The following is a 15,846-nucleotide window of genomic DNA, read 5'->3' as shown; positions in this document are numbered from 1 at the left end:
AAATGATGTAATAAAAATGCCAATATAGAGCGACCTAACGGTCGCTCTTTTGTCTTTCTTATAAGGACAGCTTATCCTTTTACACCACCCGACGTCAAACCGCCAACTAACCAACGCTGAGCCAGTAAGAACACGATAGTAATCGGAAGTGCGGAAAGTACCGCCGCTGCCGCAAAGTCGCCCCATAAGTAGTTCTGAGGATATAGGTACTGCTGCATACCTACCGCTAGCGTGTAAGAGTTCACGTCCGATAATAGGATGGAAGCAACTGGTACCTCACCAACAACACCAATGAAAGATAAAATGAATACAACCGCTAGGATTGGTACTGACAGTGGTAATAGAACCAATCTGAACGCTTGCCAAGGTGTTGCGCCATCTAATGCTGCAGCTTCTTCCAAAGAGTTATCAATCGTCTCAAAGTAGCCCTTAATCGTCCAAACGTGTAATGCAATACCGCCCAAGTACGAGAAGATCAGACCGCCATGCGTATTCAAGCCTAAGAATGGGATGTATTGCCCTAATTTGTCGAACAGTGCGTAGATAGCCACTAGAGCCAATACCGCAGGGAACATTTGAAAAATCATCATCGCTTTCAGGATAGTTTCTTTACCTTTAAAGCGCATACGAGCAAATGCGTAAGCCGATGTTGTCGACAGTGTAACAATAAGAATTGACGTAATACCCGCTACTTTTATTGAGTTCCACAGCCAAGTCAGTACTGGGAATGGAGGCGGAGTAACTGAGCCATCAGCATTCGTCACTGACATACCCAGAGCCAATTTCCAGTGTTCCAAAGATGGGTTGTCTGGAATCAAGCTACCGGTTGCAAAGTTACCTTCGCGGAATGAGATAGCAATAATCATCAGTAGTGGGAAAATAATTAGCGCTAAGAAGCACCACAGCGCAATATGCGTTGCCCATACTCGGTATTTAAGGCTCTTACCTTGTACCATAGCCATTGTCGTGCTCCTTAATCTTGAGTCAATTTAGTGAAACGAAGGTTTAGTAACGCTAGGGCACCAACCAATAGGAAGATAAGCGTTGCGATTGCACTTGCTAGACCAAAGTCTTGACCACCACCGCCTTCGAATGCAATTCGGTACGTGTAGCTTACAAGCAAGTCTGTGTAACCCGCTGGCTCAGAAGTACCAATCATGTTCGGGCCACCGTTCGTCAATAGTTGAATCATGACAAAGTTATTGAAGTTAAAGGCAAACGCTGCAATCAATAGCGGTGTTAACGGTTTTATCATCAATGGAAAAGTGATTCGCTTGAAGTTATCAAGGAAGTTAGCACCATCGATTGCTGACGCTTCGTACAAATCTTCAGGAATCGCTTTTAGTAGACCCATACATAGAATCATCATGTAAGGGAAGCCTAGCCAAGTGTTAACAATCAACACCATGGTTTTCGCTAAGATCGGGTCGGAGAACCAGTTTGGGCTTATACCAAAGATACTCTCAAGCACCATGTTAATCTCACCAAAGCTCTGGTTGAATAGGCCCTTAAAGATAAGAATCGAGATAAATGCTGGTACGGCGTAAGGCAAAATTAGTAGAACACGATACACAGCACGGCCTTTCAGCTCTTCCCACTGCACAACGTTTGCCAGAACCAAACCAATTGCAAGTGTGAAGGCTACCGTACAAATGGAGAATACAACCGTCCAAATAAAGATACTGATAAACGGTTCTTTGATGCCGTCATCTTTCCATACACGTTCAAAGTTGGCCGTACCAATGTCTACAACAAATCCTGGAGAAATGGTGTTACCGATAAACTCACCTTTCTCGTCAACCGGTTGGTAGAAACCCACTTCCATGTTTGGTTTCAATATTTCGCCAGATTCATTGTTGTATAACGTTTCCCCGTCATCTTGAAGAGTGTAAAGCGGTGCAACGGCAGCAAATTTACGTAAGCCGCTCATGCGGATGTCATCACCATTTGGCAGATGGAAATCGACACCACTGATCACAGAGCGATTTTGGATGATCGCTTTGATCTTCTCTTTTTCACCTTGTACAGAGTCAATTGCAGATAGGTCCATCTCTGTTGATGTCATGCCTTCCAGAGAAAATACATCAGTTGCTAACAGCTGGTCGCCATCTTTCACAACGATCTGGTGACCGTTATCTGTTTTGTACAAAGTGAATGGGTAGCTTTCACCGCTTTGGAATGAACGGTCTAAAAGAACGGTTTGAGTACGCTCTAGAGAGAGCTGGTTTTTTGCGCTGTAGTTAGTAAACGCAAGCCCTACGGTATATGCCAGTGGGAAAAGAATGAATAAGATCATTCCGGCAATACCGGGGTAAATATAACGGTGGGCGTAAGTTTTCTTACTACCAAAAATGTAAAGAGCCAAAGCCGTTAAAATCACAGTAAGCAGCGCAAATGCGAGCTCACCGCGAGAATACATTAAAATTGTAGCGTAGCCATTAATTAAGCCAACACTACCAAGCAACCCCCATTTGATGAAGACGCTTTTACTGCCTGGAAGGCTTGATGGTGCCGGGATCGCATCTGAACCTTGAACTGACTGCATAGAGGAACCTGCTAACGAGATATAAAAATAGAAAAGTAAGGAGAGGTTGCCCCCTCCTTAAAAGGTAGTGCTTGGTTGTTACTTAGTCATTCGAGCTTCAGCACCTTTTAGTGCTTGCTCTACTGATTGACGGCTATCAACTACGTTGCCAATAGCTTCTTCCATGCTGTACCAGAATGTTGTGAACTGAGGGATGTTAGGCATGATTTCGCCGTTCATCGCGTTATCCATTGTTGCTGCAATACGAGTGTCGCTGTCTAGTTGACGTTGGAAAGAGTTAAGAGCAACAGCGCCTAGTGGCTTGTCGTCGTTCAAGCTCTTCATACCTTCATCAGTTAGTAGGTAGTTTTCCATAAACTCAACGGCTAGATCACGGTTTGGAGAAGCGGTGCTGATACCACCAGCCCATACACCAACGAATGGCTTAGACGCTTTACCGTTGAACTTAGGCAATGTTGCTACGCCGTAATCTACGCCAGCTTTCTCGATGTTTGCCCAGCCCCAAGGACCGTTAATAGTCATTGCAACGTTACCCGCTACGAATTCAGACTCAGCAACTGAGTAATCCATATCCGCAGAAATAACTTTGTCTTTTACCATCTTCTCAATGAAACCTAGAGACTTCTGAACACCGTCAGTCGCTACGCCTGCATCTTTAATGTCGTAACCTTCCGCTGTTTGCTTGAACGCGTAACCGCCGTCAGCTGCAAGTAGAGGCCATGTGAAGTAAGCGCCACCACGTAGAGGCCACATGATTGCTTTCTTGCCATCTTTTTGAAGCTTAGCGTTAAGTGCAGGGATCTCTTCCCAAGACTTAGGTGGGTTAGGAACAAGTGCTTTGTTGTAGATAAGAGAAACTGACTCAACTGCAACTGGGTAAGCGATTGTTTTACCGTCGTAAGAAACAGCATCCCATGCGAAGTCTACGATACCTTCTTTAGTTTCCTTAGAAGGTTTGATATCAACAAGAAGACCTGCTTCTGCAAAACCACCAAAACGGTCGTGTGCGTAGAAAATCATGTCTGGGCCATCGCCAGCTGCTGCAACCTGAGAGAATTTCTCTTCTAGTTTGTCAGGGAAAGCGACGGTTACTTTAACACCAGTATCTTCTTCAAAGCGTTTACCTACTTCAGCCATTCCTTCATAAGCTTTGTCGCCACCAACCCAAATAGTTAGTTGACCTTCTTCGATAGCAGCGTTTGCACCAAAAGAACCCAGAGCAACGATTGTGCCTAGAGCTACAGCGCTTAGAGCGTTTTTCATGTCAATATCCTTTTTATATTTATACGTAGGGCGCATTCAATTAAGACGAGCCAGTTTTCGGAGGCTATGATCTGAGAAAATCAATGACAGCTCATCATCCTAGCCACTACGCCCTAGCTATTATGGCCTAATTTCGTGATCGTCATCCGGTAAGATTGGCGAGCGAAGTCACAAAGTAGATACTCATCGTGATCCACATCACCGTTATGCGGTGGATTTATTTGAACTGGATCGCCAGTTATAGATAACCCCCTTTATCTACTCCTCCCCTCCTACTCCCCCTAGTTAATTTTCTATTGGGAGGATGTACCATTACGCGAATTCACCGAAACTGCATTCATCCAAGAGTGGATAGTAAGAACCCTTTACCAGCGAATGTTATGCGTTGACGCATTGTTCATTTAGTTGGCTTCACTGCCCGCTGTTGTCTTTATTAAGCATCGAGCTAAATCTGTGATTGAATCACGGGGGAGATTTAGCTGGATGTGGGGGAAATAGGCACCAGCTTGGCTATGACGGGTGGGCTTGGTTAAAGAATTCAAGTCCCACCCACTTTTTTCTTACTCACTTAATACTTACCAATTCCTACAGTTACTGCTGACCCAAAAATTCCTTATAATGATAAGCAGTAAAACTTAAAATTTGATCGATCGAGGACAAGCTAGATGGCGAGTGTCACGTTAAAAAACGTTTATAAATCATATGGTGATGTACAGATTTCTAAGGACGTAACCTTAGACATCAACGAAGGTGAATTCGTAGTATTCGTTGGACCATCAGGTTGTGGTAAATCGACGCTATTACGCTGTATCGCAGGTCTAGAAGATATTACGTCTGGTGATTTGTACATTGGTGATCAACGCATGAACGATGTTGAGCCATCAAAACGTGGTGTAGGTATGGTATTCCAATCTTACGCGCTCTACCCTCACCTAAATCTCTACGACAACATGTCTTTTGGTCTTAAACTGGCAAACGCCGATAAAGCTGAAATTGACAAGCGTGTTGAACATGCTGCAGAAATCCTTCAGCTTGGTCACCTTCTTGAACGTCAACCTAAAGCATTGTCTGGTGGTCAACGTCAACGTGTTGCGATTGGTCGTACTCTGGTTTCTCAACCAAACGTATTCCTACTTGATGAGCCTCTGTCTAACCTGGATGCAGCACTGCGTGTTCAAATGCGTTCACAAATCACCAAGCTACAGCGTCAACTGGGCTGTACCATGATTTATGTAACACACGACCAAGTTGAAGCGATGACAATGGCGGATAAAATCGTTGTGCTTGATGGCGGTTTTGTTTCTCAAGTGGGTAAACCTCTTGATCTTTACCACTATCCTCAAAACCGTTTCGTTGCTGGCTTTATTGGCTCACCAAAAATGAACTTTATGTCGGTTCACATCGAACAAGCTGAAGCAGAACGCGTATTGGTACAACTTTCAAACGGTATGACTTTCTGGATCCCAGTTGATGGCACGACTGTCAACGCTGGTGACCGTATGTCTCTAGGTGTTCGTCCTGAGCACTTATTGTCTGCTGAAACAGGTGATGCGACGATTGAGGCTGATGTATTGATGGTCGAGAAGCTCGGTAACGAAACACAAGTTTACCTAAACCTCGACAGTGCCGATGCTGACGTTATCTATCGCCAGCCAGACACGTTGACGATTGAGTCTGGTGACAAGCTAGCGATTGGTATTCCTGCACACCGTTGTCACTTGTTCCATAGCGATGGTCGAGCATGTCGTCGCTTGTACAAAGAGTACGGCACCGACTAATCGGTTCGTCTTTTTAGGATATAACTTGCCCATATCGAATCCCTCTTACCTTATAAGGGGGATTTTCCGTTTAAGACAACCAGTTTTACTTTCACTAAATAGATCGCGCTTTGTCTGTTGTCTGTTGTCTGTTGTCTGTTGTCTGTTGTCTGTTGTCTGTTGTCTGTTCAGTATAAAAACAAAAAAGGCCTAGCGAATGCTAGACCTTTATCTGTTTGAGCTAAAAGCCATCCTATCTAAACGATAAAGATATAGGCTTGCTCAACTTTAATACCAATCGTAGTAAATAACTTAGTGAATTGGCGTATCACTTGTTTTATTGAACTGGCCAAAATGCTGTTCTAACACTTCAGGGGTCAGTTTGCCTTCCGCTTCTAGTCGCTTAAATTCAGCAACGATCGCTTTTTGCTCTTCAAGTGATGGAAGTTTCACTTCAGGCTCATCGCCCATCTCTTGAGTCATCTGCTCTAGTTCTTTTTCAAAATCGCTCATGATACTTACCTAAATATTAAACCTAGCGAGATTTTACTCATTTACGCTCTATGATGCTAGGGCGATTAGGTGCAAAGCCCGAAACCAGATCAAGTGAACATCAGCTTAAATGCAGAACTGCGGTCTGAATAGCGACGTTCAACGTAAAAAGCGATACCAAACGTAACAAGCTATACCAAACGTAAAAAGCAGTATCAGACGTAAAAGCCACACCAAACATAAAAAGCAGTATCAGACGTAAAAGCCATACCAAACGTAAAGTGCCATATCAACGAACAAACATGTTAGACGTAAAAAAGCCGGATTCACATGAAGTGAATCCGGCTCCAATTATAGTTCTGTATGTTTATTGGCTGTTAAAGCTTAAACGAGCCAACCATCTTATCTAGACGAGAAGAAAGCTGTTGAAGTTCTTGGCTCGCTTCAGCAAGCTGCTCTGCGGTTCCAGTCGTCACTTCGTTAATCGCGTTGATCTCTTCAATGTTCTGGTTGATGGTGTGAACTACGGTTGATTGCTCTTCCGTTGCCGTTGCCACTTGAGTGTTACGGTCAGTGATATCAACGATACGGTCTGAAATACCGCCCAGTACATCCACCGCTTCGTCCGACGCTGATACACCTTCAAGTGTAATCACTTTACCTGCACTCATCGCCGTTACGGCATCTTTAGCATCACTTTGCAGTTGGTTGATCATCTTCTGAATCTCTTCAGTAGAATCTGCGGTACGGCTTGCTAGGTTACGAACCTCATCGGCTACAACGGCAAAACCGCGACCTTGTTCACCCGCACGCGCAGCTTCAATAGCAGCGTTCAGAGCTAGTAGGTTGGTTTGTTCAGAGATGTCACGAATTACACCCAAAATAGAGCCAATGTCTTGAGTCGTTGAAGCTAACTGCTCTACCACTTGACCTGTACTTTCGATGTCTTGCGCTAAACGGCTGATCGCGTCTTTTGCTTTATTTACCACAGTTCGGCCTACTTCAGTATTGCCTGAAGCCTGTGTTGCCGTTTCCGCAGCCGTTGCCGCATTCGATGCAATCTCGCTGATTGTCATGCCCATCTGGTTAATGGCTGCAACTACCTGAAGAGTTTGATCTCGTTGCTCTTGGCTATTGTCGTGGGTGATGTGCGCTTTGTTAGAAACACTCTCAGCGGCGACTTGAAGTGCTTGGCTTGTAGAAAACACCTCTTTCATCGACTCGTGAATCTTTTCGATGAATCCATTAAAGCCCTTTGAAAGCTGTGCAATTTCATCGTTGCCTTTCACTTCGATACGCTGAGCAAGGTCACCGTCACCTTCGCCAAGGTCACCGAATCGCTTAGCCAAAAGTTTAATCGGTTGAGTAATACTGTTTGCTAGCACTACGCCCATCAGAATAAAGATTAACGCTACAACAGCGGTCATGATCAGCATCTGTTTAGCCGTTGCATCAAGCTCAGCAAAAACTTCGCTCGTCGGAACTTCACCAACAACGAACCAATCCATTGACGGCACATACAAACTCGCGACAAACAACTCTTGTCCTTTATGTTCCGTTGTAATCAGGTTAAATCCTGACTTGCTTAACAACTGACTAGATTGAGGACCGTAAAGTTGTTGAAGTGATGAATCACTAAGCGAACGTTCGCGATGAATTTGAACATCACCTTGGCTATTCGTTAAGAAAACAAAACCGGTATCTTCGATCTTAAAACTATTGAGTAGACTTACCATGTCACCCATCGATTTCGATAAGCCAGACATCGCTAAACCAGAAGGTTGTTGGTAGTTAGCGAACATTTTCACTTCACCTGTCGCTTCTTGGAACATACTGACCATTGTCTGCTGGCCAGATTGCGTAAAGCCAAAGAACCAACCATCTTGCTGTTGATTGAGTTGACGCAAGAAGCCATCTTGGTTCCAGTAGTAGGCCGTTTGACGGTTTGCTACCGAGGCATCATTTAGCTGGTATTGGTTACGAACATTGTTCAATTGCTTTACTAGCTTGTTCTCTAAGACGGCATCACGATCGGTCGATTCGATAGCGTCAGAAATGAATTCATTCGAAGCAATTTGTTCTGCAGCTAACAATAGCTGAGAGACTTCACGGTCAATTTCACCATTAATTCGCTCTAACATTCCCGGAAGCTCAATATCGACTAATCGATGACTCAAAACATCTCTTGCTTGCTTTTGTGCCATCGCACCGACAATCACCGTTGATGCAAGAACTGCGAAGGTAATTCCAAGTACAACTTTTTGTTTAATACTCAGAGAGTTAGTTTTCAACATATTTGGACCTTTAAAAAGAATCGCTCGTTATTTATATATCCTGAACAGGATTTTTTTGGTGCACTTAAACCAGTAGTGCACTCTCTCCACCATATATCGGCTAAACCCCATCAAACTAGAGAGGTATTTCGCAAAAATTTGTAAGCATGGTGAAACAAAGCAATCATTCTTCTATAGAAAAAACTATCAGCAAGACTAATGCAGTGAAACGTAACCATTCATTTTAATTATCTGGATAATAAGGTTCTACGAAGCTCACTTAACGACAGACCTCTGAAGCTTTGATATATAAAAAACAATTGATATGGTACAAACCATGGCTCAGTGGTTTTTTCTCGTTAACCGCTTGTAAATAATTCCAATTTTGAAAAAATAAATTCCACAAACGTACTGGAACTTTTTCCTAGTAATCAGTGACCAATACTCAAAATAAAAATCAAATGGATACCCAGAGAGTCCAAAATGCACAAAACAAATTTCGAAGTCCTTCAAAACTATTTAGAGTCTCAAATCATTGGTCAAAAAGAGCTTGTTAAGCAGCTGATGATAGCCCTTTTGGCCGATGGTCATATCCTCGTTGAAGGGCCTCCCGGGCTAGCAAAAACTCGCGCAGTAAAATCATTGGCTGACTGTGTCGAGGGAGACTTCCACCGCATTCAATTCACGCCAGATTTGTTACCTGCTGATTTAACGGGTACCGATATATTTCGTCCAGAAACGGGAGAATTCACCTTCCAATCGGGCCCGATTTTCAACTCGCTTATTCTGGCGGATGAGATCAACCGTGCTCCGGCGAAAGTGCAAGCCGCAATGCTAGAAGCGATGGCTGAGAAGCAGGTGACGGCGGGACGAAAAACCTATGCCTTACCCGATTTGTTTTTGGTAATGGCAACGCAAAACCCAATTGAGCAAGAAGGCACTTACCCGCTACCAGAAGCTCAATTAGACCGTTTCTTGCTGCATTTAGAAGTGGCTTATCCAGACATGGAAAGTGAGCTGGAGATTTTGCGCCTAAACAGAGGCGAAGCTCAAGGCAATCAACCAGTTCAACCAGAGCCTATTTCTCAACAAACTATCTTCGAAGCTCGCCAAGAAGTGCTCAACATTCACATGGCAGACACCATTGAGCAGTACATCATCAGATTGGTAATGGCGACGCGCCAACCTAAGCAATACAGCGACCAGCTTGATCAATGGTTAGACATGGGTGTTAGCCCGCGTGCAACCATCGCGTTAGACCGTTGTGCCCGCGCTCACGCTTGGCTTGCAGGACGAGATTACGTCACTCCACAAGATGTTCAAGCGATGGCATTCCCTGTACTGCGTCACCGCCTGCTTCGTAGCTACCACGCACAAGCCGAAGGGGTCACTGCAAACCAAGTGATCGCACACCTTTTCTCGTTGGTTGGTAGCGCATAGGGATACGCGCATGAAGAATCAATTACCCAACCATAGTGACGGCGTCACGTTAAACCTGGACGAACTGCTGCAATACAAAGCGCAGTCTGTTCGCTGGTTGCCTCCAGCCAAGAGCCTGTGGTCGCAACTTAACGGCCAGCACGAAAGCAATCGTAAAGGTCGCGGGATGAATTTCTCTGAGGTTCGTCAATATCAGGCGGGCGACGATATCCGCAGCATTGATTGGCGCGTCACGGCGAGAACAGGCAAGGCGCACACCAAACTGTTTTCTGAAGAAAGAGAACAGCCTGTGATTTTGTTCTTAGATCTGTCGAGCAGTATGATTTTCGGCTCAACCTTGTTGCTTAAATCGGTTCAACTCGCACACTTTGCCAGCCAACTTTGCTGGTTAACCGTCGCTCAAAAAGACCGTATTGGTGCAGTGATCGATACTGGCCAAGAGATCATTGAGATTAAACCCAGTGCTAGCAACCACGCTCCGCTGCGTATTTTACAAAAAGTCATAGAAATCAATAACGCAGCGCTGACTAACCCAAACAATCACAGCAACACAACCTTAGAGCATGGGCTGAAGTCTCTTCATCAGCTTTGCCCGAAAGGCAGCGATATCATTATGCTCAGTGATTTTGTTCGTTATAGCGAAAGTAATTACTCACTTATCAATCAAATACGTCGACATAATCGGGTTCGCTTGGTGCATTTTTACGATCCATTAGAGCAAGGTGTCACTGCTTTCAAAGGTTCAAAACAGATCACCGACGGCAATAAAACGCAATGGTTTAACTTTTCATCAAGCAAGGAAAAGGAAAAGCTCAGTCACGCATTTGATCAGAAGCAACAACAGCTTATGCAAATGAGCCTTTCTTTGGCGATCCCATACAGTTCATTGTCTTGTGCGCAATCGTTAATGAGCCAAGTATCAGGAGCTCAGTCATGAAACAGCCCTTAGATTTAAGTCCGGTTATTGCGCCAGATGCACCGACTTGGTGGCCTTTGGCGTGGGGTTGGTGGGCAGTGGTTATCACAGCCATTGCCCTGATTGCCTTGGTGTTTTTCATTCTAAAACGTAGAAAAAACAATCAACAGGCGAAGCAAGAAGCGCTGTCTTACTTCAGTAATCGTCAGTCTTCAAATCGCTTGTCTCCGAGCGAAGCACAACGCATCCTTCGTCAGGCAGCATTGAGCTACTTCCCACGAGAAAAAGTAGCAGGTCTAGCAGGCGATGATTGGTTGAAGTTCTTAGACGCACAATTGAAAAAGCCGTTGTTTGTAGCAAAACAGGCTCAGTGGCAACAAGCGCTCTATCAAGATGTAGCCCTAATGAACGACGAACAGAAAAAGGCTCAGCAGCAATTGATTAATGACTGCGAAATATGGCTTCGTAAAGCCCTTCCTCCTAAGCGAGGTCGTTATGAGTGATTTTCTAAGCCATATGTTTCTAAGCAGGGACTTGTTAAACATCGAGTTCGTTTGGTGGTGGATGTTCTTCATCGCGCCACTGCCATTGCTCGTTTACTTGTTCTCACCAAAGTCAGAATCAAGCAATGCCCTAAGGCTTCCGTTTTTGCCCGAGGACAGCAATACCAAAACACCGAGCAGTCGCTTACCCAAGGCGTTATCGGTCATCATCTGGCTTTTATTGGTAACGGCCATGGCACGCCCAGTTTGGTACGGTGAACCGGTTGAGTTTCAGCCGAAACACCGTGATTTGATGTTGGTTGTCGACCTCTCCTACTCAATGAGCCAAGAAGACATGCAGTTTAATGGCGAATACATTGACCGCTTATCTGCGGTGAAACATGTATTGAGTGACTTTATTGAGCGACGAAAAGGCGACCGAGTTGGATTGGTGCTATTTGCTGATCACGCCTACTTGCAGACGCCACTGACGTTAGATAGAGACACGCTTTCACAACAGCTCAATCAAGCAGTGCTAAAGCTGATTGGTACTCAAACTGCGATCGGTGATGGTATCGGCCTTGCCACCAAAACCTTTGTCGACAGCGACGCTCCTCAGCGTGTAATGATTCTACTCAGTGACGGCAGTAATACTGCGGGCGTATTAGATCCACTTGAAGCGGCGGATATTGCAAAGAAATACAACGCGACGATTTACACCGTGGGTGTCGGTGCGGGTGAAATGATGGTCAAAGAGTTCTTCATGACTCGTAAGGTCAATACTGCTCAAGACTTGGATGAACGTACTCTAATGGAAATAGCCAAACGCACTGGCGGTCAGTACTTCCGAGCGCGAGACAGCAAAGAGCTGGCAACGATTTACGACACCATCAACCAATTAGAACCCGTGACGAACGCCACTAAGATCTGGCGACCACAACAAGAGTGGTTTGTCTGGCCACTGTCGGCGGCAATGTTCTTCGCATTTATGCTGTTAGCCATTAGGAGAAACAATGTCTAACTTTACTTTTATCTACCCATATTGGTTCTTGGCTCTTGCCGTGCTGCCCGCTATTTGGTGGCTTAGCAAGAGACAATCCAAGCAAGGGTTATTGGCGTCACACATCGCCCGTTATTTGGCTCCTGAATCGAGCAAGCCATCGAAAAACCGCAGCACTTATTTCGGTGTTTGGTGGTTGGTCGGTGTCATCGCATTGGCCGGTCCAAGCTTTGAAAAAAATGAACAGCCAAGCTTTGAAAAAACGCAGGCACGAGTTGTGATCATGGATATGTCGATGTCTATGTATGCCACTGACATTAAACCGAACCGTTTAACACAGGCGCGATACAAGGCTCTGGATCTGCTTTCGTTATGGAAAGAAGGCCTAACGGGAATGGTAGCCTACGCAGGTGATGCTTACACCATTAGTCCGCTAACGTCTGACATCAACACCATCAAGAACCTCGTACCCAACCTATCACCAGATATCATGCCCTTCCAAGGCGGGGATGCTGCATCGGCAGTCAAACTCGCGATTGAGATGATGACTCGTGCCCATATCTATCAAGGCGATCTGGTACTGATTGGCGATGATATCGATGCTCAAGAGAAGAAAGAGATTGAATCGCTACTCTCTGGCAGCAATTGGACATTATCAGTCTTGGCTGTAGGCACGGAAAGTGGCGCGCCAATCTCTCTACCAAGTGGTTCGATGCTGCAAACCGATTCAGGACAAACCGTAGTTGCGAAAACCAACTTAGACAATATGCGCGACCTGACTCGTCGCTCTGGTGGCACATTCACCGAGGTGCAATTTAATAACTCAGATGTTGAGCACATCGCAAGTTATCTCGACCGAGTTGCTACAACATCAGAAGTCACCAAGACCAGTAACTCACTCAACACCAGAGTGAACAACGGTTTCTGGCTATTGCCGTTTCTGTTACTTCCTGCCCTTGGGCTATTCCGAAAAGGGGTCATTTGGTGTGGCCTAGCTGTGCTTGTATCGTTCAGCCAGCCGAATACTGCGTTTGCGAGCCCTTGGAAAACCGATGACCAAGTAGGTTATCAGTTGTATCAAGATGAGGACTTTCAACAAGCTGCAGAGAAGTTCGAGCAGCAAGAATGGAAAGGCATTGCGCAATACAAAGCCGGTGATTTCGAAGCGGCCGAACAGACGCTGCAAGGTCTTTCTGGCGAAAATGCTCGCTACAACCTCGCCAATGCACAAGCAAAGCAAGGCAAGTACGACCAAGCGATAAAAGAGTATCAACGTATTCTCGAAAGCAACCCTGAACATGCTTATGCGAAGAAGAACCTAGAGATTGTCGAACAGGCTCAGAAGCAACAGCAACAGCAACAGCAACAGCAACAGCAAGACGATTCTGAGTCCAAAGACCAAAACGAACAAGACCAGCAAGGTGAACAAGGTCAACAAGGTCAACAAGGTCAACAAGGTCAGCAAAATGATTCTTCGCAAAGCTCGCAGGATCATCAACAAAGCTCTACTGACAATGGGAAGTCGCAAAGTCAAAGCGGCAGCCAAGATCAAAGTGAAAACCAAGATCAGAATACCGACCAAAGCCAAGCTGATAGCCGCTCTGATTCCAAAACGGATGAAGAAAATGACAAGCAAGCTGAGCAACAAAACAAAGCGGGTCAAGCAGATAAGCAGCCACAAGATAAAGATGACTCAGCATCTCAAACTGCCCAAGCACAAGAGGCAGCTAAGGAAGACAGTGATAACAACACTCAACCAGCTGCAGCACAAGCATCAGGTCAACCTATGTCGAGCGATCCGGATATGCGAAAGCTTGAGCAAGTAGAAAGCGCCCGTGACCCGAGCCAACTGCTTAAAGCGCAAATGATTCTACAAGCACGCCAAAAAAGTGCTCCTAACAACCAAAACAAAAAGTGGTAACCATGCGATCTTTAAACAAGCCATTTTTCTCAATACTCCTGACTTTGTTGCTGGGAGCTTTCTCTTCCTTCTCTGCATTGGCAGCAACGGCCGTAGCGAGCGTTTCACAAAACAGCGTAACTAAAGATGAAGTCTTCCTACTTAGAGTCGCAACCGATGAAAAAGTATCGTCAGGTGCTTTAGATCTAACGGCTCTCCAACAGAATTTCTACGTCGGCACCCCAAGCTTTGGGTCATCGATGCGAATTATCAATGGTAGCCGCACTGTGTCTAGCGAGTGGAATATTACTCTTGCCCCACTTCGATTAGGCCGATTAGAGATTCCTAGCTTTGATATTGAAGGCGCAAAAACCCAACCTATCACCATCAACGTTTCAGTTAATAAAGCCGCTCCAAAGCAGAATGATATGGCCGAGTTTCAACTTAATCTGAGTAAAGACTCGCTATACCCTCAAGAGGTCGCCGAGCTTGATGTAAAACTTATCATCAAAGCGGATCCAAGAAGATTACAAGATCCCCAAATTTCTCTACCAAACTCATCAAATTTGGACGTGGAACCCATCGGTGAGTCGAAACAGTTCCAAGATGTTATCAACGGACAAGAAGTCACAGTTGTTCAGCAATCTTTCCATATATCGTCACAGCAAGCAGGACAATTTCAGCTTCAAGGGCCAAAGTTAACCGGTACTGTTGTTTACTCAACCAACAATTCAAGCAAAACTCGCCTTTTCCAGCTCGACACGCCTGTTGAAAGTCTGAATGTCACCGTCAAGCCTGTACCAGAAGGCTATCAAGGTGAGTGGTTACCGACCTCTGACTTCAAGTTGCTACAGAAATGGTCAGACAGCCATGGTAATGAGCTAACAGATAGCAATGGTTTCGGTAGTAATAAGCAAGGTTTTGAATTGGAAGCGGGCGATTCTCTAACTCGAACTATCACTATGACGGCTAGCAACTTAACACAACACCAACTGCCGAAACTGAACATCACCTACCCTAAATCGATACGTGTTTATGAAGAGAAACCGCAATTTGGCACAACCCAGTCTGGTGATGCTGTGGTCGTTTATAAGCAAGTATTGATTCCGAAAGAGGCCGGAAATATCTCGCTTCCTGATGTGTCTCAAGCTTGGTTCAACACCGATACGCAATCGGAACAAACCAGTAAAGCGCTTGGCTTAAAATTGTCGGTACAAGCTAGCGAGCAAGCTGCATCAAGTACGCCTCCTCCAGCGATTGAAACACCGGCACAACAAGTAAGCCCGACGGTTGTTAGCGTTGATAATCCAGGAGTATGGCCTTATCTCACTGCGCTATTTGCTATGTTGTGGTTAACCAGTTCTGCGATTGCTTTCTACTTCTGGTCACGCCGCGGTACAGCAGTAAAACCAAAGCAAAAAGATGAACGTCAATCCGATACGGCAGAAGCGCTTATTGCCGCTCTGAAAATGAAAGATGGTGTGAAGACGAGAACTTTGTTTGAGCAATGGAAAGCAGAAAATCCAGACTTGAGTGACGAGACAATAGAAGTGATCGAAGCTGAGCTCACCAAGCTAAATCAGAGCCTCTATGCTGAAGCTGGCTCACCAAGTCAGTCATGGGATCCTTCTGAGGCAATCAAAGCGGTTAAGAAACCAAAACGCATCTCGAACAAAGCACACAAGAGCACATTAGAACGGCTTTAATTAACCAGCGTTCTAAGTAAGCAGAAAGCTAGTTAAACAGAAAATCTAAGTAAACAAAAAAGAACGAAGCCG

12 protein-coding genes are annotated in these 15,846 nt (G+C 45.1%); 7 read left to right on the top strand and 5 right to left on the bottom strand.

Features of this window, described 5'->3' with window-relative positions; all coding sequences use genetic code 11:
• Positions 1-71: 71 nt before the first annotated feature.
• The 3 genes from malG to malE all read right to left on the bottom strand — a co-directional run bounded on the left by malG (position 72) and on the right by malE (position 3,808).
• Complete coding sequence (gene malG, locus AB4180_RS03630) at positions 72-962, bottom strand: maltose ABC transporter permease MalG (RefSeq protein ID WP_009845806.1); 891 nt, start codon at positions 960-962, stop codon at positions 72-74.
• Between the two features lie 11 nt (positions 963-973).
• Positions 974-2,545 (bottom strand): maltose ABC transporter permease MalF, encoded by a 1,572-nt coding sequence (gene malF, locus AB4180_RS03625; RefSeq protein WP_102249419.1) that lies wholly within the window; start codon positions 2,543-2,545, stop codon positions 974-976.
• Positions 2,546-2,623: 78 nt separating this feature from the next.
• Positions 2,624-3,808: a maltose/maltodextrin ABC transporter substrate-binding protein MalE gene (gene malE / locus AB4180_RS03620; protein ID WP_009845808.1), complete on the bottom strand. Its 1,185-nt coding sequence runs from the start codon at positions 3,806-3,808 to the stop codon at positions 2,624-2,626.
• Between the two features lie 665 nt (positions 3,809-4,473).
• Between malE and malK the strand changes: the two genes are divergently transcribed.
• Positions 4,474-5,586 carry a maltose/maltodextrin ABC transporter ATP-binding protein MalK gene (gene malK / locus AB4180_RS03615; protein ID WP_009845809.1) on the top strand — a complete coding sequence of 371 codons (1,113 nt, stop codon included), beginning with the start codon at positions 4,474-4,476 and terminating at the stop codon, positions 5,584-5,586.
• A gap of 291 nt (positions 5,587-5,877) precedes the next feature.
• On the opposite strand, the gene AB4180_RS03610 is transcribed toward malK, so the two are convergent.
• Positions 5,878-6,078 carry a chromosome segregation ATPase gene (locus AB4180_RS03610; RefSeq protein ID WP_009845810.1) on the bottom strand — a complete coding sequence of 67 codons (201 nt, stop codon included), beginning with the start codon at positions 6,076-6,078 and terminating at the stop codon, positions 5,878-5,880.
• 356 nt (positions 6,079-6,434) lie between these two features.
• Positions 6,435-8,351 carry a methyl-accepting chemotaxis protein gene (locus AB4180_RS03605; protein WP_102249420.1) on the bottom strand — a complete coding sequence of 639 codons (1,917 nt, stop codon included), beginning with the start codon at positions 8,349-8,351 and terminating at the stop codon, positions 6,435-6,437.
• A 462-nt stretch (positions 8,352-8,813) separates the two neighbouring features.
• On the opposite strand from AB4180_RS03605, the gene AB4180_RS03600 reads away from it, so the two are divergent.
• The 6 genes from AB4180_RS03600 to AB4180_RS03575 are packed head-to-tail and all read left to right on the top strand — an operon-like array spanning position 8,814 to position 15,774.
• Positions 8,814-9,770, top strand: coding sequence for a MoxR family ATPase (locus AB4180_RS03600; protein WP_017101011.1), 957 nt, complete (start codon positions 8,814-8,816; stop codon positions 9,768-9,770).
• 10 nt (positions 9,771-9,780) lie between these two features.
• The gene (locus AB4180_RS03595) at positions 9,781-10,707 is read left to right on the top strand and encodes a DUF58 domain-containing protein (protein ID WP_102249421.1); all 927 of its coding nucleotides are present in this window, start codon (positions 9,781-9,783) and stop codon (positions 10,705-10,707) included.
• On the top strand, positions 10,704-11,189 hold the full coding sequence (locus AB4180_RS03590; protein ID WP_102249422.1) for a DUF4381 domain-containing protein: 486 nt from the start codon (positions 10,704-10,706) through the stop codon (positions 11,187-11,189). The genes AB4180_RS03595 and AB4180_RS03590 overlap by 4 nt, the downstream gene beginning before the upstream one ends.
• Positions 11,182-12,189, top strand: coding sequence for a VWA domain-containing protein (locus AB4180_RS03585; protein ID WP_102249423.1), 1,008 nt, complete (start codon positions 11,182-11,184; stop codon positions 12,187-12,189). Before AB4180_RS03590 ends, AB4180_RS03585 begins: the two co-directional genes overlap by 8 nt.
• The gene (locus AB4180_RS03580) at positions 12,182-14,089 is read left to right on the top strand and encodes a VWA domain-containing protein (RefSeq protein WP_372081757.1); all 1,908 of its coding nucleotides are present in this window, start codon (positions 12,182-12,184) and stop codon (positions 14,087-14,089) included. The genes AB4180_RS03585 and AB4180_RS03580 overlap by 8 nt, the downstream gene beginning before the upstream one ends.
• Positions 14,090-14,091: 2 nt before the next feature.
• Positions 14,092-15,774 (top strand): BatD family protein, encoded by a 1,683-nt coding sequence (locus AB4180_RS03575; RefSeq protein WP_102249425.1) that lies wholly within the window; start codon positions 14,092-14,094, stop codon positions 15,772-15,774.
• The last annotated feature ends 72 nt before the right edge of the window (positions 15,775-15,846 follow it).

This window comes from Vibrio sp. 10N.286.49.C3, assembly GCF_041469545.1.
Lineage (GTDB): Bacteria > Pseudomonadota > Gammaproteobacteria > Enterobacterales > Vibrionaceae > Vibrio > Vibrio tasmaniensis_A.
The sequence above is the reverse complement of the archived record's forward strand: the minus strand, read 5'-3'. Positions and strand labels throughout refer to the sequence as shown.

Coding starts and splice junctions, on each gene's coding strand:
- malG (WP_009845806.1), bottom strand. CDS start 962: ATGGCTATGGTACAAGGTAAGAGCCTTAAATACCGAGTATGGGCAACG.
- malF (WP_102249419.1), bottom strand. CDS start 2,545: ATGCAGTCAGTTCAAGGTTCAGATGCGATCCCGGCACCATCAAGCCTT.
- malE (WP_009845808.1), bottom strand. CDS start 3,808: ATGAAAAACGCTCTAAGCGCTGTAGCTCTAGGCACAATCGTTGCTCTG.
- malK (WP_009845809.1), top strand. CDS start 4,474: ATGGCGAGTGTCACGTTAAAAAACGTTTATAAATCATATGGTGATGTA.
- AB4180_RS03610 (WP_009845810.1), bottom strand. CDS start 6,078: ATGAGCGATTTTGAAAAAGAACTAGAGCAGATGACTCAAGAGATGGGC.
- AB4180_RS03605 (WP_102249420.1), bottom strand. CDS start 8,351: ATGTTGAAAACTAACTCTCTGAGTATTAAACAAAAAGTTGTACTTGGA.
- AB4180_RS03600 (WP_017101011.1), top strand. CDS start 8,814: ATGCACAAAACAAATTTCGAAGTCCTTCAAAACTATTTAGAGTCTCAA.
- AB4180_RS03595 (WP_102249421.1), top strand. CDS start 9,781: ATGAAGAATCAATTACCCAACCATAGTGACGGCGTCACGTTAAACCTG.
- AB4180_RS03590 (WP_102249422.1), top strand. CDS start 10,704: ATGAAACAGCCCTTAGATTTAAGTCCGGTTATTGCGCCAGATGCACCG.
- AB4180_RS03585 (WP_102249423.1), top strand. CDS start 11,182: ATGAGTGATTTTCTAAGCCATATGTTTCTAAGCAGGGACTTGTTAAAC.
- AB4180_RS03580 (WP_372081757.1), top strand. CDS start 12,182: ATGTCTAACTTTACTTTTATCTACCCATATTGGTTCTTGGCTCTTGCC.
- AB4180_RS03575 (WP_102249425.1), top strand. CDS start 14,092: ATGCGATCTTTAAACAAGCCATTTTTCTCAATACTCCTGACTTTGTTG.